Origin of the sequence: Rhodococcus sp. ACPA1 (genome assembly GCF_002300195.1) — a bacterium.
Classification (GTDB): Bacteria; Actinomycetota; Actinomycetes; order Mycobacteriales; family Mycobacteriaceae; genus Rhodococcus_F; species Rhodococcus_F opacus.
Genome location: NZ_NSDX01000002.1, coordinates 585,891 through 601,994, shown reverse-complemented (window position 1 = coordinate 601,994; position 16,104 = coordinate 585,891). Strand labels below are relative to the sequence as shown.

Below are 16,104 nucleotides of genomic sequence, written 5' to 3'. Positions count from 1 at the left end.
GGCGCGCTTATCCGGTAGCTACCGCTCGTGCTCGGAGTCGGAGCAACTCGGGGAGGGTGTGCTCGGTCGTGCCGGTGGTCGCTTGCGCCCAGCCCAGCAGTTGTTCGAGGTCGGAGTCGTCCTGGACGGCGGGTTCGACGAGTGGGAGGGCACCGCGGTAGACGATCCCGTGGGTGGCGTCGACGGTGACGGTCTGACCGGCCAGCTCGACTGCTCCGTCGCCGCAGCCGACGACGCACGGCACATTCAGTTCGCGGCACACTACGGCGGCGTGTGAGGTGGCGCCGCCGAGTTCGGTGACGACTCCGCTGACCAGGGACATGGCCGCGACGTCGTCCGGATCGGTGGTGGGTCGGACGAGGATGACCTGCTCGCCGTTGCTCGCTCGTTCCTCGGCCTCGTCGACGTCGGTGATCACGACTCCGACCGCGACACCCTGGCATGCCTGCTTGCCGCGGGCGACTTCCTCGGCCGTGCGGAGCTCCGTGGGGTCGATGTGTGGTGTCATCACCGACTCGACCAGGTCGGCGTTCACCCGGTCGAGGGCTTCGTCGACGGTGATCAGTCCTTCACGTTGGAGTTGCACCGCGTGACGCACGGTGGCCTCGGCCGATCGTTTGGCGGACCGGGTTTGCAGGAGCCACAATTTGCCGCTCTCGATGGTGAATTCGATGTCCTGGACATCCCGTCCGGCCTGTTCGAGCTGTCGGGCTGCGGCCATGAGTTCGGCGTAGGCCGTGGGCATTTCGTCGGCGAGTTCGTCGAGGGCTCGGGCGTTCGACCGTCCCGAGACGACGTCCTCGCCCTGTCCGTGCAGGAGCCACTCGCCGTAGGGGGTGGATGCTCCACTCAACGGGTCGCGGGTGAACAGCACCCCGGTTCCGGAGCGGTCGTCGAGGTTGCCGAAGACCATTGCCTGGACGGTGACGGCGGTGCCGCCGTCGTCGGAAATGCCGCGGTCACGTCGATACGCGATGGCACGACGGGAATGCCAGGATTCGAGGACGGCGACGATCGCCATCCGCAGCTGCTCCCACGGGTCGTCGGGTGGGTACGTACCCACCACCTTCTCGAACTGCTCGACGAAGCGGCGGCGGGTGTCGGCGGCGTACCGGCTGTCTCCGGTCTCCTCGGCGAGCGCCTTCTCGACCTGGTCGTTGATCCCGAGGTTGAGGATCGTGTCCATCATCCCGGGCATGCTGATCGCTGCCCCGGACCGCACCGATACCAGCAACGGATGCGTTTCGTCGCCGAAGTGTCGACCAGTGACCGAGGCGATGGCGGCCATCGCTGCCGGCAACTCATCCCACACGTCGGAGGTCAGCTGGCGCTCGGCGCGGTAGTACTGCCGGCACACGTCGGTGCCGAGGACGAACGCGGGCGGCACCGGGATTCCCAGCGACCGCATGCGCTCGATGCTCCATGCCTTGCCGCCGAGCAAGTCCCGGTCCAGTCCGGTGGTGCCGTCCAACATCAGAACGTGGGCGCTCATTGTGCCCTCCCAGCGGCGGCTTCCTCGGCGCGGGTGAGCCCGGCCAGTCCGATCAGATCTTCGTGCAGTTCGAACCATGCGGTGTGGTAGCTGTCGATCAGTGGTCGTGCCAGCCAGGAGTGGTCACCGTCGCGGATCTTCGTCAGCGCCGCATCGAAGCGTGCGGGATACATCTTCAGGCGCGGGGCAAGCTCGGTGAGTCGTTCGAGCAGTGGCCGGAAATCGGTATGGACGCCTTCGAGTCGGCTGATCACCGCGGCGTCGTACGCCGCGTCGGTGTGGTCGTTGGGTTTGTCCTCGTCCACAAGCTGCCAGTCGGTCACCAACTGCTTGAACGTCGCGTTGACGGAACTGAAGTCGTGATAGGCGGCGGACATCCGCGCCTGATCGACGCCCTCGCGCTCAGCGGCGATCAGTGCGGTCAGTTCCACTCGTCCGTCACCGGTGAGCTTGAGTCGTCCGCGCAGGTCCTGGACCAATCCCGCATCGCAGAGCTCGCGCACCACGCTGTCCACAAAGTCGGTCGACAGGCCGGTGCTGGCCGCCACGTCCGCGGCAGTCGTGCGTCCGCGCAGGCGAACGAGCTGCAGAATTTGAAGCTTGTCGTTCATTGATCAACCACCTGTGATGCGTGTCCGGTCGAGCCAGTGGCTGGACCGTGAACCCGAGGATGGGCAAGTTCGTCAGTGCTGCGGTGCAACGCCGGTCTGCGGGTGCCGAGAGGGGATTCGTCTGGCTTCGCTACCGCCATGCCATTCTCCTGAATTCAATGTGTCGTAGATCTCATCCGTGAACATAACAGAGTCAATGGTATGGAGCAATAAGGTACCGATTCTTTCGCGAATTCGATTGGAAGCGTGCGGATTTAGCGCACAAACAGGTCACTCGCGTGTCACGTTTCGCACGCATCACGTTGGGCCAATGGGGCACGAGTCAGGGGCCGCGTCAGTGGCTACTGTGACCAATTTATCAGCAGGCTGCTGATAAAGGAAGACCTCAGAGGTCACGCCCGAAAACCATCGCCTTGACCTGCACGAATAGCCGCGGTCGACGGCTTTGCGCGGCCCCCGCCGGCCGAAGCCGATTCGCTCTGCGCGCGCACTTACTGGAACGATGTGCACAGGGCGTGGAGCCCTACTGAAATGAGGTGAAACCGTGGCACGGCCGAAGAAACCGCTGATCTCCCGTACACGGGTGATCGAGACGGCACTGATGTTGATTGACCGAGACGGGCTGAAACAGCTGAGCCTCACGCGTCTCGCCGCCGAACTCGGTGTTCACAATTCGTCTGTCTACTATCACTACAGGTACAAGGCCGACATCCTCGCCGACGTCCTGCGCTTGGTCCTCGACAGTTTCGTCGTCGAATCGGATACAGAGATCGACTGGAAGACCTACATCCTCGAATACGCTCCGCGGTTTCTCGACACCCTCAACGCTCACCCGCAGGTCGTGCCACTGCTGGTCGCACAGACGCCGAGAACGTTCGGCCTCGAGTACGAGAACCAAACGGTGAGCATTCTGCTGAAGGCCGGTTTTCCTCTGGAGTACGTCATCGTCATCCGCGAGCACCTCGAAGCGTTGACGGTCGGTGCGCTCCAGTACGGCAACAACAACTTGTTCACCGACGTTCCGGAATCGTTGACGGAACTGCGATCGGCGGTCGAGGCCGCCCGTGCCGTTTCGGCACAGGATCGCTTCCGCCTGGCACTGAAAGCTTACGTCGAAGGTCTCGAAATCCAGCTTGCGGCGTGGACCACCGGCCAATCGGAATCGTTCATCTGATCGTCGGAGACCACTCCGGGTGCGTGCGCACCGGCACGGCGAGGGTCGAAGCCCTGCTGCACTCGCGAAGTGGGAGCCCTCAGGCCGTTACGTGTCGACTACACGGAATCCCGGTCGAGCAGCGGGGTGGCGACGCGGGTCATTGCCGTGCATCGCTCAGCGAACTCCGGGCCGACAATCAGCGGGAAACTAATCACCGAACAACGAGACCACAGACCCCCTGGCCAGCGGGTGACAGGAGATGAAGAGTGAGTCCACCGATAGCGGCAGTTGTCAGTGAATAGTGCTGTGGCACAAAAACTTGGAAACCGCTTTACCGACTCTTCGATACGGCATGCATGGAAATCAAGCGAAGATACTCGTCGTACAGAGGTACGAGTTCGGTGTGCTGCCCCTCGGCGGTGAGGTTTTGGAAGCCGACCAGCAGCGCCATTCCCAGCGAGACGATCACATCGGCCGCCTCGTCGCTGTCGACAACTTGGGCGATGACCGATCTGACCGTCTTGCGGCGCGCCGAGTCCACGCGGCGTTGCGTTTCACGCACGGTGGCATCGTTCATTCCCCACGCCCTGATCGCGGCCTCCGCCGCGTGCGGGAGCCCCAAGGTCAACGTGCGCAACGCAGCGAGGTCGTCTTCTGGACCGCCACTGCCGAATGATAGATCCCGCAGAATGCGCTCCTGGCGGTGCTCCCAGTACTCGAGCAGTGCGTCGACGAAACCTTGCCAGCTCCCGAAGTAGTGATAGAACGATCCGGTGGTGACACCCAGGGTCGTGCACATCCGACGGATGTTGAGCCCTTTGAACCCGACCTCGGCGAGGACGTCCAATGCCGTCTCGAAGTACTGTTCCTTGCTCACAATGGTGGGCATCAGCCGCCTTGCCCCCCTCGCTCATCCCCGAACCGACTTGCCCGGTGTCGTTGCACGTCTTATCGTGACGAGACAGCGAACCATCCAGTCACGATCCCAACATACCATAATGTGTGTTGTGGTACTTTGGCGTGCCCGGTGGTTCCCGATACGCCCGGGGTGCACCGGCAGCATCGACCCGCGAACCCTCGATCGGCGATGGTCGAGGCGGCCGGAGCAAGTCCTGCTATCTCGGTCGGGGGCGCTTTCCCAGCCGGACCGCAGTGTTCACGATCCGATCTCCGGTGGTGTGCACAAGGTGCGCCTGACCGGTGCTGCCCCAATCGATGCCCACGTCCTGGGTGTAGCACGATGCGGCCGCGACCGAAACCGACGCGCCCGCGAAAGTACACAGGGTCGAGTAGTGCAGATGGCCGGCCAGGATAGTCCGGAGATCGCCGTCCGCCACGGCCGATTCGAGCGCGTCTTGGTTCGCCAATGCGCTCATTTCCATCAGCGGATCAGGGGTCGGCACGGGAGGGTGGTGCAGGACGAGAATGCTCCCGTGCGGTGCCGGCACAGCCAGAACGGCACTCAGCCAGGACAGCTGCGATTCGTCGATCTCACCATGCAGTCGACCCGAGACGTTGCTGTTGACGGCGATGAGGCGTAGCCCGTTGACATCATGGACCTCGTCATCGAACTCGTCGGATGTAGCGCCATCGCCGTGATCGCCCATCCCCCAGATCACCTGAATATCCGCACGCTCGGACGCACGCTCGACCGCAGATCGAAATGGCGCAAGGTGGTGATACCCGACCGGCAGGGTTCCCGTAAGCGCCAACGCTTCTGGACGATCGTCGATCTCTTCGACCTCGTCGAGCAGTCGTGCCACGGCATCACTGCAGTCGATATTCTCGCCAGAGCCGCCGGTCAGCAGGCGCGTGTCACTGATGTGCAGTATGCGGTGGTCGGGGACGTTGGATGAGGACATGGCGACACCTTCGCTGTTATATACCGATCGAATGAGGTTCCGCGATGAGTGGGTCGAAGCCCTGCGCGGCCGGCCACCGAAGCAACCTCGCATGGAGGGCGATCCTGACGTCGGCAACGCATCGCTCGCTCGGCCCGCAGCGCGGGTGTAGCGATGCGTATCGCCGATATCGGCCCCCGCGCGGCGGACTACTCGGCGGACTCCGAGGGGTCACAAGGCAGTGAGTCCCCCATCGACAACGAGGGCCGAACCGGTGACGTAGCTCGAGGCCGGGCTGGCGAGGAAGAGCAGAGCCGAGTCGATCTCGGCTTGGGTGCCAGACCGCCCGAGCATGCTGTGGTCGGCCAACATCTTTTCCAAACCGGCTGCATTCTCGGTCATCTCACTACGGAAGAACCCCGGCAGGAGTGCATTGACGCGAACGCCGCGACGCAACGACCATTGCTGCGCCAAGTCGCGTGTCAACCCGAGGACACCCGCCTTGCTCGCAGCGTAAGCCGCCTGCGGCAGGCGGGGGGCGACCAAACCGAGAACACTCGCCACGTTCACAATCGACGACCCCTCGGGCATGACGCCGACGGCTGCCTGCGCCATCCAGAACGATCCATTGAGATTGACATCGATGACCTTGCGGAAGCCCTCTTCGGTCTCCTTGGAGGCGGGGACCACGTCCGCGATGCCGGCGTTGTTGACCAGGACGTCGATCCTGCCGAACTCGTCGACCGTGCGGCTCACCAAAGCCTTGCAATCATCCGGGGAACTGACGTCGGTCCGGTGGGACAGCGTCACCCCTCCTGCCTCGCGCAACTGGTTTTCGACATCGCTCAGTTTGTCTGTCCGACGAGCAGCAAGCACGACGGTGGCGCCGACTGCCGACAGGGCGCGTGCGAAACCGACCCCCAGCCCCGAACTTGCTCCCGTCACCACGACAACCTTGCCGTCCAGCCGGAACGCATCCAATGGATTCACTGCCACACCAACTTTCGCGTTTGGTTCGCCGCTCCGCGTGGGATCACCCCACTCGAAGAAAAGGGCTCAGAATCCGCTGACAATAACACATTGTATGTTACGTTCCTGGGGATGGCCGGCTGGCACGACATCCGGAGACCGCCGGCCCACTCTGCTTCTCCGGCCCCAGACAAGGATGTCCTGTGTCTTCCAACCCTCTCGTCACCGCAGAGCCCAGTGATACTGCTGCAAGCAACGACCTCGTCTACACGGAGATGGCCCGCCCCGGAGTACTGCTCGTCCGGCTCGACCGTCCGGACGCACTCAATGCCATGAATGCCTCCCTGATCGAGGCACTCCACGCGGTCCTACGCCGAGTCCGCGACGACGCCGACGTGCGGACCATCGTTCTCACCGGCGCCGGCACCACGTTCTGTGCGGGGCTGGACCTGCGCGGTTACGGCACGGTGCCGACCTCCACCGGACCTGAGGGACGTCCGCAGGAGGCGATGCGCGCAACCGAGCACATCGCCAACCTGGCGGATGCTCTGCGCCGCGCCCGGCAGCCAGTGATCTGCGCGATCAACGGTCCCGCAGCGGGGGGCGGGATGGCACTGTCACTGCTCTGCGACATCCGGTTGATGAGCGAATCGGCAACATTGCACCCGTCCTTCATCAAGCGCGGCCTCAGTAACTGCGACGTCGGATTGAGCTGGATCCTGCCCCGCGCCATCGGGTTCTCTCGATCGGCGGAGATTCTGCTGTCCGGTCGAACGATCGCCGCCGACGAAGCGCACAGGATCGGACTCGTCTCGCAGGTACTGCCCGCCGAGGACTTGCTGTCCGCCGCGCTGGACCTGGCCTCCAAGATCGGTGCTAACAGCCCGTTCGGGGTCTGGATGACCAAACAGGTCATGTGGGACAACCTCGAGACGCCGGGGATCCGAGCGGCAATCGATCTCGAGAATCGGACACAGATCCTGAGCGTCCTGACCACCGATCACCGTGAGGCGGTGTCCGCGTTTCTCGAGAAGCGGGCGCCCGAGTATCGCAATCACTGACGGCCACAGCACGTTCGACGAATCGGCAGGAGAGGAACATCGTCATGAAGGTTGGAATTTCTGCGGGCTATTGGAGTGGGTCACCGCCGCAGGGCATCGCCGAACGCGTCGCCGAGGCCGAAGCGCTCGGGGTGGACAGTCTGTGGACCGCCGAAACGTACGGGTCGGACGCGCTGACCCCGTTGGCCTGGTGGGGTTCCCAAACGACACGGTTGCAGCTCGGCACGTCGATTTGCCAGATGTCGGCGCGGACGCCGACGGCGTTGGCGATGGCGGCGCAAACTATCGACCACCTCAGTGGTGGTCGGATGATCGTCGGCATCGGGGCCTCGGGGCCGCAGGTCGTCGAGGGCTGGTACGGGCAGCCGTATCCGCGGCCGCTCGAGCGGACTCGCGAGTACGTCGAGATCATGCGCGCGGTGTGGGCCCGGGAGAAGCCCGTCACGTTCGCCGGGCGGCACTATCAGCTGCCCTTCGACGGCGGCAGTGGGCTCGGGAAGCCGCTGAAGTCGATCGTGCACCCGCTTCGTGCGGACATTCCGATCTATCTCGGGGCCGAGGGGCCGAAGAACGTGGCGCTGGCGGCGGAGATCGCCGACGGCTGGACGCCGCTGTGGTTCTCCCCCAAGAGCGACGAGTTCTACCGGGCTGCCCTTGCGGAGGGGTTCGCCCGCGCCGGCGCCCGCCGGACGGCGGACGACTTCGAGATCGCCAACACGTGCTGGTTGGTGGAGAACGACGACGTCGAGAAGGCGGCGGCGAAACTGAAGCCGGTGGTCGCCCTGTATGCCGGGGGCATGGGTGCCAAGGGCGCCAACTTTCACAACGACGTCTTCACCCGCATGGGCTGGGGCGAGGCATGTGCCGAGATCCAGCGGTTGTATCTGGAGGGTCGTTCGGACCTCGCCGCGCAGGCGGTACCGACAGCAATGGTGGAGGATGTCGCACTCGTCGGGCCGGCCGACAAGATCTGCGAGGACATCGTCACACGATGGAAGTCGACCTGCCTGACGACGATCGTGCTGGCGGGATGGCCACGCCCGGATACCCGTGCACGCATCGTGGAAGCGATTCGCGCGTAACCGGAGTAGACCGCGTCCGGGCCGTCCCGGTCCCCCACCACTGGGTGCGGGACCGGCACGGCCCACCGATCTATGGTCACACGAAAAACCTGCTCGCGTGCAACGAGCACGGGACGTCCCCGATCAGTTCTCCGGGACTCAACCAGGGCTGCACAGCCCGTGCGACCTGGGCCGTCCGGCGCTCTCCGCGCCGTCTACCAACCTTCACGACGGGGTGGGTGTCGGCACTTCTGTTAGGCGGTGTCGCCGGAGGTAGGCCACGGCCGCAGTGCTGTTCACGGAACGGGCAGCGCCCGCTTGGCTTCTCTCGCGCGCGCGAAGTCGAGGCCGGCGGTCCACGTCGTTGCCTTCATGATCAGGCCGCGGTACTTCATGATGTCGGCCTGGCGATTGAGGGCGAGTGCACCGACCAGGCGGTCACCACCGCGATAGAGAGCAACGAATCGGCCGCTGCCGACGTCGCCGATGACCTCGATCTCGTCGGCATCCGGGACACCGACGAACTGGATCCGCGTGTCGTACCAGTCCGACCAGAAATACGGGACGGTCGAGTACGGGGTGGCCGCGTCCGGATCGAGAGCGTTTCGGGCGGCCAGTGCCCCTTGTTCGGCGGCGCTTGTCCAGTGTTCGAGGCGCATGGTGCGGTCGAACAGCGGGTTGCGCCAACGGCATACGTCGCCCGCCGCGTAGACGCCGGGTACACCGGTCCACAAGGTGCTGTCGCAGACGATGCCGTTGTCGAGCGGCAATCCGGAACCGTCGAGCCAGTCGGTCGCCGGGGCCGCTCCGACACCGACCACGACCAGGTCGGCGGGCAGGACCGTGCCGTCGGAGAGCCGCACCCGTTCGACGGCGGTCTCCCCCTCGATGGCCTCGACGGCAACGCCACATCGCAGGTCGGTGCCGTTCGCCGTGTGCAGTGCCGAACACGCCACACCCATCTGGTCACCGATTGCTCGGACCAGCGGCGTCGGCAGCGCCTCGACCACGGTCACGTCGAGTCCGCGCTTGCGGGCCCCAGATGCAACTTCCGATCCGATGAAACCGGCGCCGATCACCACGGTGCGCGCACCAGCGTCAAGTGCGGACCGGACCGCCCTGGCGTCGTCGAGCGTGCGGAGGGTATGCACGCCCGCCAGTGCCTCGGTGCCGGGGAGCGTGCGGGCGCGGGCACCGGTCGCGAGCACGAGGGCGTCGTAGTCGACGCAGGTGCCGTCGACGGCGACGGTGCGCTGTTCGGTGTCGAGACCCGTTGCGGGCGCGCCGAGGACCAGTTCGACATCCAGCTCCTGCAGCCCGGCGAGGTCGCGGTAGGCGAGCTCGGACTGCCGGTCGGTGTCGGCGTCGAGGAATGCCTTCGACAGAGGCGGCCGATCGTAGGGAAGGTGATCCTCGGCGCCGATCAGGGTGATCGATCCGGTGAATCCAGTCTTCCGTGCCGCTTCGGCCGCCCGCAGGCCTGCAAGCGACGCCCCGACGACGACCAGACGCGTGGTCATCGGATCAGCCGCAGCGCGGCCGTGGGGCAGCCCTCGACGGCCTGCTCGACCTCCGCCAACTGGTCGTCGGTGATCTCCTCGGTCAGCAGGACCAGGTCACCGTCGTCGTTGACCTCGAAGACATCGGGGGCGATGGACTCGCAGATCCCCAATCCCGTGCATTTCGTTCGATCCAACTCGATCTTCATGCAAATCACCATAACAGAGGATATGGTATGTTGGAACCCAATTTGGGATTCGAGATCACAGGAGGCGTCCGATGGCGGATTCTCGCGGGGCCGCGATCGCCGGGCTCGGCATTACCGAGGTGGGAAAGGTTTTCGGTCGCAGCGCAACAGATTTCGCGGCCGATGCGGTTCGCCGGGCCGCCACTGATGCCGGTCTGCACCTGTCCGACATCGACGGACTGTTGATCAACAGCGGACTCAAACGCGATGTGTCGATCACCCTGCAGAACGTCCTCGGCCTCCGCGACCTCCGGCTCCTGACGGAGATGAATGCGTACGGTGCCTCGGCCGGCTCGATGGTGTCCTACGCGGCAGCGGCGGTCACCAGCGGCATGGCCGAGGCCGTGGCGTGTGTGTTCGCCGATGCGCCGTTGAAGCCGAAAGTGTCCGCCGGCGCCGCCTACACCGGCCGCAGCGCCAAGCCGATCGTCGGCCTGCCCAGCTATCTCGTCGCCAGTGGCATCACGAACGCCAACGCCAAGTACGCGTTCGCCACCCGCCGCCACATGGAGACCTACGGCACCACCACCGAACAGCTCGGCGAAATCGCGGTCGCGCAGCGTGCGTGGGCGGTGCACAACCCGCTCGCCCAGATGCGCACCCCGATCACCCTCGAGGACCATCAGAGTTCACGCTGGATCGCAGAACCGCTGCGACTGCTGGACTGCTGCCTTGTCTCCAATGGCGGTGCGGCGGTGATCGTCACCACCGCGGAGCGAGCGAAAGACCTGGCGCAACCACCGGTACACGTGCTCGGGTGGGGACAGGGCCATCCAGGGCAGGTCGCCGAACGCGGTTCGGATTTCGGGCTGCGCACCGGTGCGGCGATCTCCGGACCCACTGCACTACGCATGGCGGGGGTGACGGTCGACGACGTCGATCTACTCGAGCTGTACGACTGCTACACGTTCACCGTTCTCGTGACACTCGAAGACTACGGCTTCTGCGCCAAGGGTGAGGGTGGCAAGTTCGTCGCGAACGGGCGCACCGGGCCCGGCGGTGAGCTGCCCGTCAACACCGGCGGCGGACAGCTTTCGTCGTACTACTTGTGGGGAATGACTCCGCTCACCGAGGCGGTCATTCAGGCCCGTGGTCAGGGCGGCGGCCGTCAGGTCGACAACCACGACGTGATCTTGGTCAGCGGCAACGGCGGCATCCTCGATCACCACTCGACGCTGATTCTCAGTCCCCACTGATCGAAAGGTCCAGTCATGACAAACGATCTCGCTGAAGTATCCGGTCCGGCCGTCCTGCGTGACGCCCGCAGCGGCGAGTTCTTCGATGCCGCGGCCGCCGATCAACTTGCGATTCGACGCTGCACCCACTGTCACCACGCGTTCAGCCCCGAGGCTCGGACCTGTACTGCCTGTGGCAGCTCCGATCTGAGCTGGGACACTGCGACGGGAGCGGCGACTCTGGTGTCGTGGGCCGTGGTGCACCATCCGCCGCATCCAGCCTTCGCCGAGCAAGTCCCCTTCCCCATCGGGCTGGTGGAGTTGAAAGAGGGGCCGTGGATCAACGCACGTATCGTCGGATACAACCTGGGCGAGTTACGCGCCGGGCTCCCCCTGCACGTCGCGTTCGTTCATCCCGAGGTCGGTGACTCATACCCGGTCTTCCGGGTGGAAGCCCTGGCCGACGAGTAGCCCAGATGCGCATTACCCCCTTGCCGGACCACTCCTGCTCCGGCATCCGAGCGGCGGCGACCCTCGTAGCCCCGCTGATTTCCGGGGCAACGGTGGTGCGGGGCGCGACCCGAACCCGACCACGCGACCGGCCTGGCTTCGTCGCTTGATCACTCAGCCGCCCCAACGTATTTCCCGCAGAGGTCACATGAGCGAGACTTCTTCTGAGAATGACCGCTCGCAGGGATTCAGAAAAGCGATGGCAAGTATTCGATGCCAGACCCCATGAAATTTTCCGGATTGAGGAGCTCGCATGAATGTGCACGACGCGGTGCGATCACGACGCTCCGTGCGCGACTTCACTGACCAACGTGTCGACCGAGCGGTCCTCGAACGCGTCCTCGAGTCTGCCGCGCGTACCCCATCGGGCGGCAACATTCAGCCCTGGCACACGTACGTCGTCACCGGCCAATCCCACGCTGCAATCGTCGAGAAGATGTCCGCCCGACTCACCGCCGGCGACCTCGGCGACGCACCGCAGTATCCGATCTACCCCGCCGACCTGAAATCACCGTACCGCGAGCGCCGCGTCTCGGCGGGCCAGCAGCTCTACTCCGCTCTTGGCATTCCGCGAGAGGACAAGAAGGCCCGGCGCGCGTGGTTCGCCCGAAACTGGCAGTTCTTCGGTGCCCCGGTCGGGCTCTTCTGCTATGTCGACCGCAACATGGGTTCGGCGCAGTGGTCCGACATTGGTATGTGCCTGCAGACGATCATGCTGCTCCTACGGGAGGAGGGACTAGCGAGCTGCCCCCAGGAGGCGTGGTCGGTTTACCATACGACAGTCGACGAAATCGTCGAGCCGCCAGCCGATCTGATGTGGTCTGTGGGATGGCTATCGGATACGAGGACACCGCTGTGAGCGGAGGCACGATAATCGACCGCGCCCCGATTTCGGCGACAGTCCAGTTCCTCGGCTGAATTGTCCTGCGGAGCCGGTTCGACTGGATGCCGATACTTCTGTCCCGCTGCACTTTCATCGACACATGTCCGTGTCTGCACGATCGATAACTCGTTGGGTGCTGGATGCTCGCCGGTTGCGTGCACCCACCCCTCCTGGCCGGTGCGAGAATCCGGTTGGTGGACCGATGGAGGCCGATCACGATCCTTGTAGTGGGCGTGGATGACGGGACCCGTCCCTGTCCCGTCATCCACGACCGGTCGGCAGGTCTGCCCGGGACCTGCCGACGTCGGTGTGGCAGCTAGTGCGGCACCAGAATCGGCTTGACCACCTTGCCGTCGAGCGCGGCCCGCTCGGCGGCGTCGATGTCGTCGAGAGCGAACTTCTCGATCAACCGGTCGAACGGGAACTTGCCGTCCTGCCAGAGCGAGATCAGGCGGGGAACGAACAGATGTGGGATCGCGTCGCCTTCGACGATGCCTTTCACGGTCCGTCCGGTGCACAGCGCTGTGGCACTGATTCGCAGATCACCGGCGGGCGCGCCGATCAGCCCGCATACCCCGGACGTCCGGAGTGTGTCGATGGCGGTCGCGATCGCCCGTGCCGCCCCGGTCGTGTCCAGTGCGTAGTCGGCGCCGCCCCGAACCGTGCGGCGAAGCTGGCGGGTGACGTCATCGGCGCCGCCATCGATGGCATGTGTGGCCCCCAGGTCGCGGGCCAACTCCAGCCGATCTCGGTTGAGATCGACCGCGACGATGGTCGCCGCTCCGGCCACGCGCGCCGCCATCACCGAGGCCAGGCCCACGGCACCGGCGCCGAAGACGACGATGCTGGCACCGACCTCGATGCCGAGGGAGTTCAGCACGGCGCCGGCCCCGGTCTGAAAGCCGCACCCGAGCGGGCCCAGCAGTTCCAGCGGCAGCGCCGGGTCGACCTGGACGGCGTTGCGGGCGTCGACCACAGCCCGGGTGGCGAAGGACGACTGCCCGAACCAGCGGGCGGACACCGGTGCTCCGTCTGCGTCGCGCGCGTTGGTGGCACCGGCGGCGGTGCGACCGGACATGTTGCGGGGAAAGAAAGTGTCGCAATATGCCGGACGGGCCTGCCGGCAGTTGGCGCAGGTTCGGCACGAATCGAAGGACAACACCACGTGGTCACCAACCGCGAGACCCTGGACGTGGGATCCCACCGCTTCGACGACCCCGGATCCCTCATGGCCCGGTACCAGCGGCAACGGCATGCCCGGTTCGGCTCGGGGCAGCAGATCGGTATGACAGAGCCCGACACCCGCGATCCGCACCGCGATATCGTCGGGTCCGGGCGGATCGAGGGTCAACTCTTCGATCGAGTACGGACTGTCGGCCGAACGGAGCACTGCCGCAGTAGTTTTCACAGCGGGCTCAGTTCGCCACGGCCGAGGCGAGGAACTCGTCGTTGTGCTCCCCCGGGGACGGCGGCAGGCCGACAGCCGCGGGGGTGAAGCTGTCGAATCGCGCGGGCGTCCGGACGACCACCTGCGCGTTCTCCCCTTCCCCGACGGTGACGGCGAGTTCGTTCTCGGCGAACAGGGGGGTGTGCACCACCTGCTTCCAGTTGTAGGCGAGCGTGGCCATCAGTCCCTTCTCGTGCAGTGCGTCCACCCACTGCGCAGCCGTTCGTTCGGCCAGCGCCGACTCCAACTCGTCCTTGAGTTCGTAGTAGTTGACGGCGCGCAGTTTTTGGTCGGCGAAGCGTTCGTCCTCGGTCAGGTCGGGCCGGCCGATCACCTCACACAGCAGAGCCCAGTGCTTGGGGACGTAGGCGCTGAGCACAAGGTGGCCGTCCGCGGCCTTGAACGCATCGGAGGGTTGAGTCGCGAACGCAACTTGCTTGCGCGGCTTGCCATCCGGGCCAAGGGTGGGGGCGGGCTTCGCGGACTTCGACGAGGCGTTGGGGTCCTTGTTCAAATGCAGGGTGAGCTGGTTGGCCTGCAGACTCACCGCGACGTCGTACATCGCGACCTTGACGACATCGGCGACACCGTGACGTTCCCGATTCAGCAGTGCGGCGAGAACGGCCTGAGCGAAGACGTGCCCGGTGGCGCCGTCGACGAGCTGGAACGGAATGATCTGCGGTCCACCCTCCGCCGTCCGTAGCCCGGTGGTCATTCCGGCCTCGGCCTGCACCATCAGGTCGAGACCGGGCCGGCTGCTGTTGACACCGTTGCCGCCGTAGGCCGACAGTCGGGCGTAGACCAGCGACGGGTTACGCCCCTGCAACGTCTCCGGCCCCAACCCCATCTTTTCCATCACCCCGGGGCGAAACGCCTCGAGCACCACGTCGGCGCTGTCGGCGAGGCGGAGAACGTGCTCACGGCCTTCGTCGGACCGTAGATCGACCATCACCGACTTCTTCCCGCGGTTGTTCGGCAGAAAGTAGGTCGCCAAGGGCTTGCGCCCGGGAACGACGGAGACGATGCGGCGAGCGGATTCACCTCCCGGCGCTTCGATTTTGATCACCTCGGCACCGAGGTCAGCCATCACCTGTCCGGCCAGCGGTCCGGCAACGTTCTGCGTGAAGTCCAGCACCCGGTAGCCGTCGAGTGGCCGCGGGCCGTCACTGCTCGGCATCATGTTCACCTTTCTGGGCATAACGACCTACATAACATGCTCTATGTTGTTGTCACCATAACTGCATTCATGGTCGAAGTCCAGAGGCCTTTTGTCTGCCGATCGGGTCACCCGCCCGGACCGCGGCGGTCCGTCCAGGAACCAAAAGATGGTCCAAATTCTCTGACGTAGAAGAGGATTGATCAGCGGGCAGGACCCGCTCGCCTGAATACGCGCCAGGAGGGCTCGCGGCGAACGTCGCACCGCTTGTTTGCCGCGGAGCGGTGCTCGAATCCGCGCACGGCTTTCACACCCGAATCGACAGCAGGCGGCGCACCGGCCGTCCGCGGCACCACGTGGGCACCACAGCCGAGGAGTGGGAGCCCGTCAGGCCCTTTGGGGCAATTCAGCGTGCGAATAGATGAGCCGCACGAACTCGTCGAGAAGCTTGTCGAGGGGCGCGTACCCGCCGTCGGCGGCCACCTGCTGATAGCCCACCAGCATGGACATGCCGAGTGAAGTCACCACCTTGGCGGTCGCACGATCTCCGACCACCCGGAGCACTGCCTTGTAGACCGTCTTGCGCCGGGCGCCGTCCACCCGGTTTCGCACCTCGCGTACCGATTCGTCGTTGGCGGCCCACGCCCTGATCGCAGCTTCCGCTTCGTGATTCAGTCCGAGCGTGAGGCGGCGCAGGGATTCGATGTCCTCTTCTGGTGGGCCGACGCCGAATTCGACGTCACGCAGGATCACCACCTGACGGTTCTCCCAGTAGGTCAGCAATGCGTCGACGAAGCCCTGCCAGCTACCGAAGTGGTGATAGAACGAGCCGCTGGTCACGCCGAGTTTCTTGCACATCATCCCGATGTTCAGACCCGTGAAGCCGAGCTCCGCGAGCGCCTCGAGAGCCGACTCGAAGTACTGCTCTCGGGTGACTATCCGTGACATGGTCCGCCCCGATCGTTGGTCGCCTACCCGTCAATAACACAGTCTAT

The 16,104-nt window shown here is 65.0% G+C and carries 15 protein-coding genes and 1 pseudogene; 6 read left to right on the top strand and 10 right to left on the bottom strand.

Annotated elements, in window-relative coordinates; all coding sequences use genetic code 11:
* Positions 1-7 precede the first annotated feature (7 nt).
* Entirely contained in the window at positions 8-1,492 is a 1,485-nt protein-coding gene (locus CJ177_RS09270) for a pyruvate, phosphate dikinase (RefSeq protein ID WP_082764546.1), read from the bottom strand.
* Complete coding sequence (locus CJ177_RS09265; RefSeq protein WP_061042533.1) at positions 1,489-2,103, bottom strand: hypothetical protein; 615 nt, start codon at positions 2,101-2,103, stop codon at positions 1,489-1,491. The genes CJ177_RS09270 and CJ177_RS09265 overlap by 4 nt, the downstream gene beginning before the upstream one ends.
* Positions 2,104-2,647: 544 nt before the next feature.
* On the opposite strand from CJ177_RS09265, the gene CJ177_RS09260 reads away from it, so the two are divergent.
* The gene (locus CJ177_RS09260) at positions 2,648-3,277 is read left to right on the top strand and encodes a TetR/AcrR family transcriptional regulator (protein ID WP_061042534.1); all 630 of its coding nucleotides are present in this window, start codon (positions 2,648-2,650) and stop codon (positions 3,275-3,277) included.
* A gap of 313 nt (positions 3,278-3,590) precedes the next feature.
* Here the strand turns inward: CJ177_RS09260 and CJ177_RS09255 are convergent, their stop codons facing one another.
* The 3 genes from CJ177_RS09255 to CJ177_RS09245 all read right to left on the bottom strand — a co-directional run bounded on the left by CJ177_RS09255 (position 3,591) and on the right by CJ177_RS09245 (position 6,090).
* The gene (locus tag CJ177_RS09255; protein WP_061042535.1) at positions 3,591-4,148 is read right to left on the bottom strand and encodes a TetR/AcrR family transcriptional regulator; all 558 of its coding nucleotides are present in this window, start codon (positions 4,146-4,148) and stop codon (positions 3,591-3,593) included.
* A gap of 226 nt (positions 4,149-4,374) precedes the next feature.
* On the bottom strand, positions 4,375-5,121 hold the full coding sequence (locus tag CJ177_RS09250; RefSeq protein ID WP_061700091.1) for a metallophosphoesterase: 747 nt from the start codon (positions 5,119-5,121) through the stop codon (positions 4,375-4,377).
* Between the two features lie 210 nt (positions 5,122-5,331).
* Positions 5,332-6,090, bottom strand: coding sequence for an SDR family NAD(P)-dependent oxidoreductase (locus CJ177_RS09245; protein WP_061042612.1), 759 nt, complete (start codon positions 6,088-6,090; stop codon positions 5,332-5,334).
* A gap of 254 nt (positions 6,091-6,344) precedes the next feature.
* On the opposite strand from CJ177_RS09245, the gene CJ177_RS09240 reads away from it, so the two are divergent.
* Together CJ177_RS09240 and CJ177_RS09235 are read left to right on the top strand one after the other, a co-directional pair.
* On the top strand, positions 6,345-7,130 hold the full coding sequence (locus CJ177_RS09240; protein ID WP_061042538.1) for an enoyl-CoA hydratase/isomerase family protein: 786 nt from the start codon (positions 6,345-6,347) through the stop codon (positions 7,128-7,130).
* A 44-nt stretch (positions 7,131-7,174) separates the two neighbouring features.
* Positions 7,175-8,212, top strand: a complete 1,038-nt coding sequence (locus CJ177_RS09235; protein ID WP_061042539.1) for an LLM class F420-dependent oxidoreductase — start codon at positions 7,175-7,177, stop codon at positions 8,210-8,212.
* Positions 8,213-8,487: 275 nt separating this feature from the next.
* Here CJ177_RS09235 and CJ177_RS09230 read toward each other — a convergent pair whose 3' ends face one another.
* Positions 8,488-9,711: an NAD(P)/FAD-dependent oxidoreductase gene (locus tag CJ177_RS09230; RefSeq protein WP_061042540.1), complete on the bottom strand. Its 1,224-nt coding sequence runs from the start codon at positions 9,709-9,711 to the stop codon at positions 8,488-8,490.
* Positions 9,708-9,899 (bottom strand): ferredoxin, encoded by a 192-nt coding sequence (locus CJ177_RS09225; RefSeq protein WP_061042541.1) that lies wholly within the window; start codon positions 9,897-9,899, stop codon positions 9,708-9,710. The genes CJ177_RS09230 and CJ177_RS09225 overlap by 4 nt, the downstream gene beginning before the upstream one ends.
* A gap of 71 nt (positions 9,900-9,970) precedes the next feature.
* Here CJ177_RS09225 and CJ177_RS09220 point away from each other — a divergent pair, with 71 nt between their 5' ends.
* The 3 genes and pseudogenes from CJ177_RS09220 to CJ177_RS09210 all read left to right on the top strand — a co-directional run bounded on the left by CJ177_RS09220 (position 9,971) and on the right by CJ177_RS09210 (position 12,541).
* Positions 9,971-11,134 (top strand): thiolase family protein, encoded by a 1,164-nt coding sequence (locus CJ177_RS09220; protein ID WP_095867615.1) that lies wholly within the window; start codon positions 9,971-9,973, stop codon positions 11,132-11,134.
* A 15-nt stretch (positions 11,135-11,149) separates the two neighbouring features.
* Complete coding sequence (locus CJ177_RS09215) at positions 11,150-11,584, top strand: Zn-ribbon domain-containing OB-fold protein (RefSeq protein ID WP_095867614.1); 435 nt, start codon at positions 11,150-11,152, stop codon at positions 11,582-11,584.
* 292 nt (positions 11,585-11,876) lie between these two features.
* Positions 11,877-12,541 (top strand): annotated as a pseudogene (locus CJ177_RS09210) (nitroreductase).
* A gap of 281 nt (positions 12,542-12,822) precedes the next feature.
* On the opposite strand, the gene CJ177_RS09205 reads toward CJ177_RS09210, so the two are convergent.
* The 3 genes from CJ177_RS09205 to CJ177_RS09195 form a co-directional block, all read right to left on the bottom strand.
* A complete protein-coding gene (locus tag CJ177_RS09205; RefSeq protein WP_095867613.1) occupies positions 12,823-13,914 on the bottom strand; it encodes an NAD(P)-dependent alcohol dehydrogenase in 1,092 nt (363 codons plus the stop codon).
* 7 nt (positions 13,915-13,921) lie between these two features.
* Entirely contained in the window at positions 13,922-15,130 is a 1,209-nt protein-coding gene (locus CJ177_RS09200; RefSeq protein ID WP_095867698.1) for a CaiB/BaiF CoA-transferase family protein, read from the bottom strand.
* A gap of 366 nt (positions 15,131-15,496) precedes the next feature.
* On the bottom strand, positions 15,497-16,057 hold the full coding sequence (locus tag CJ177_RS09195; RefSeq protein WP_095867612.1) for a TetR/AcrR family transcriptional regulator: 561 nt from the start codon (positions 16,055-16,057) through the stop codon (positions 15,497-15,499).
* Between the last annotated feature and the right edge of the window lie 47 nt (positions 16,058-16,104).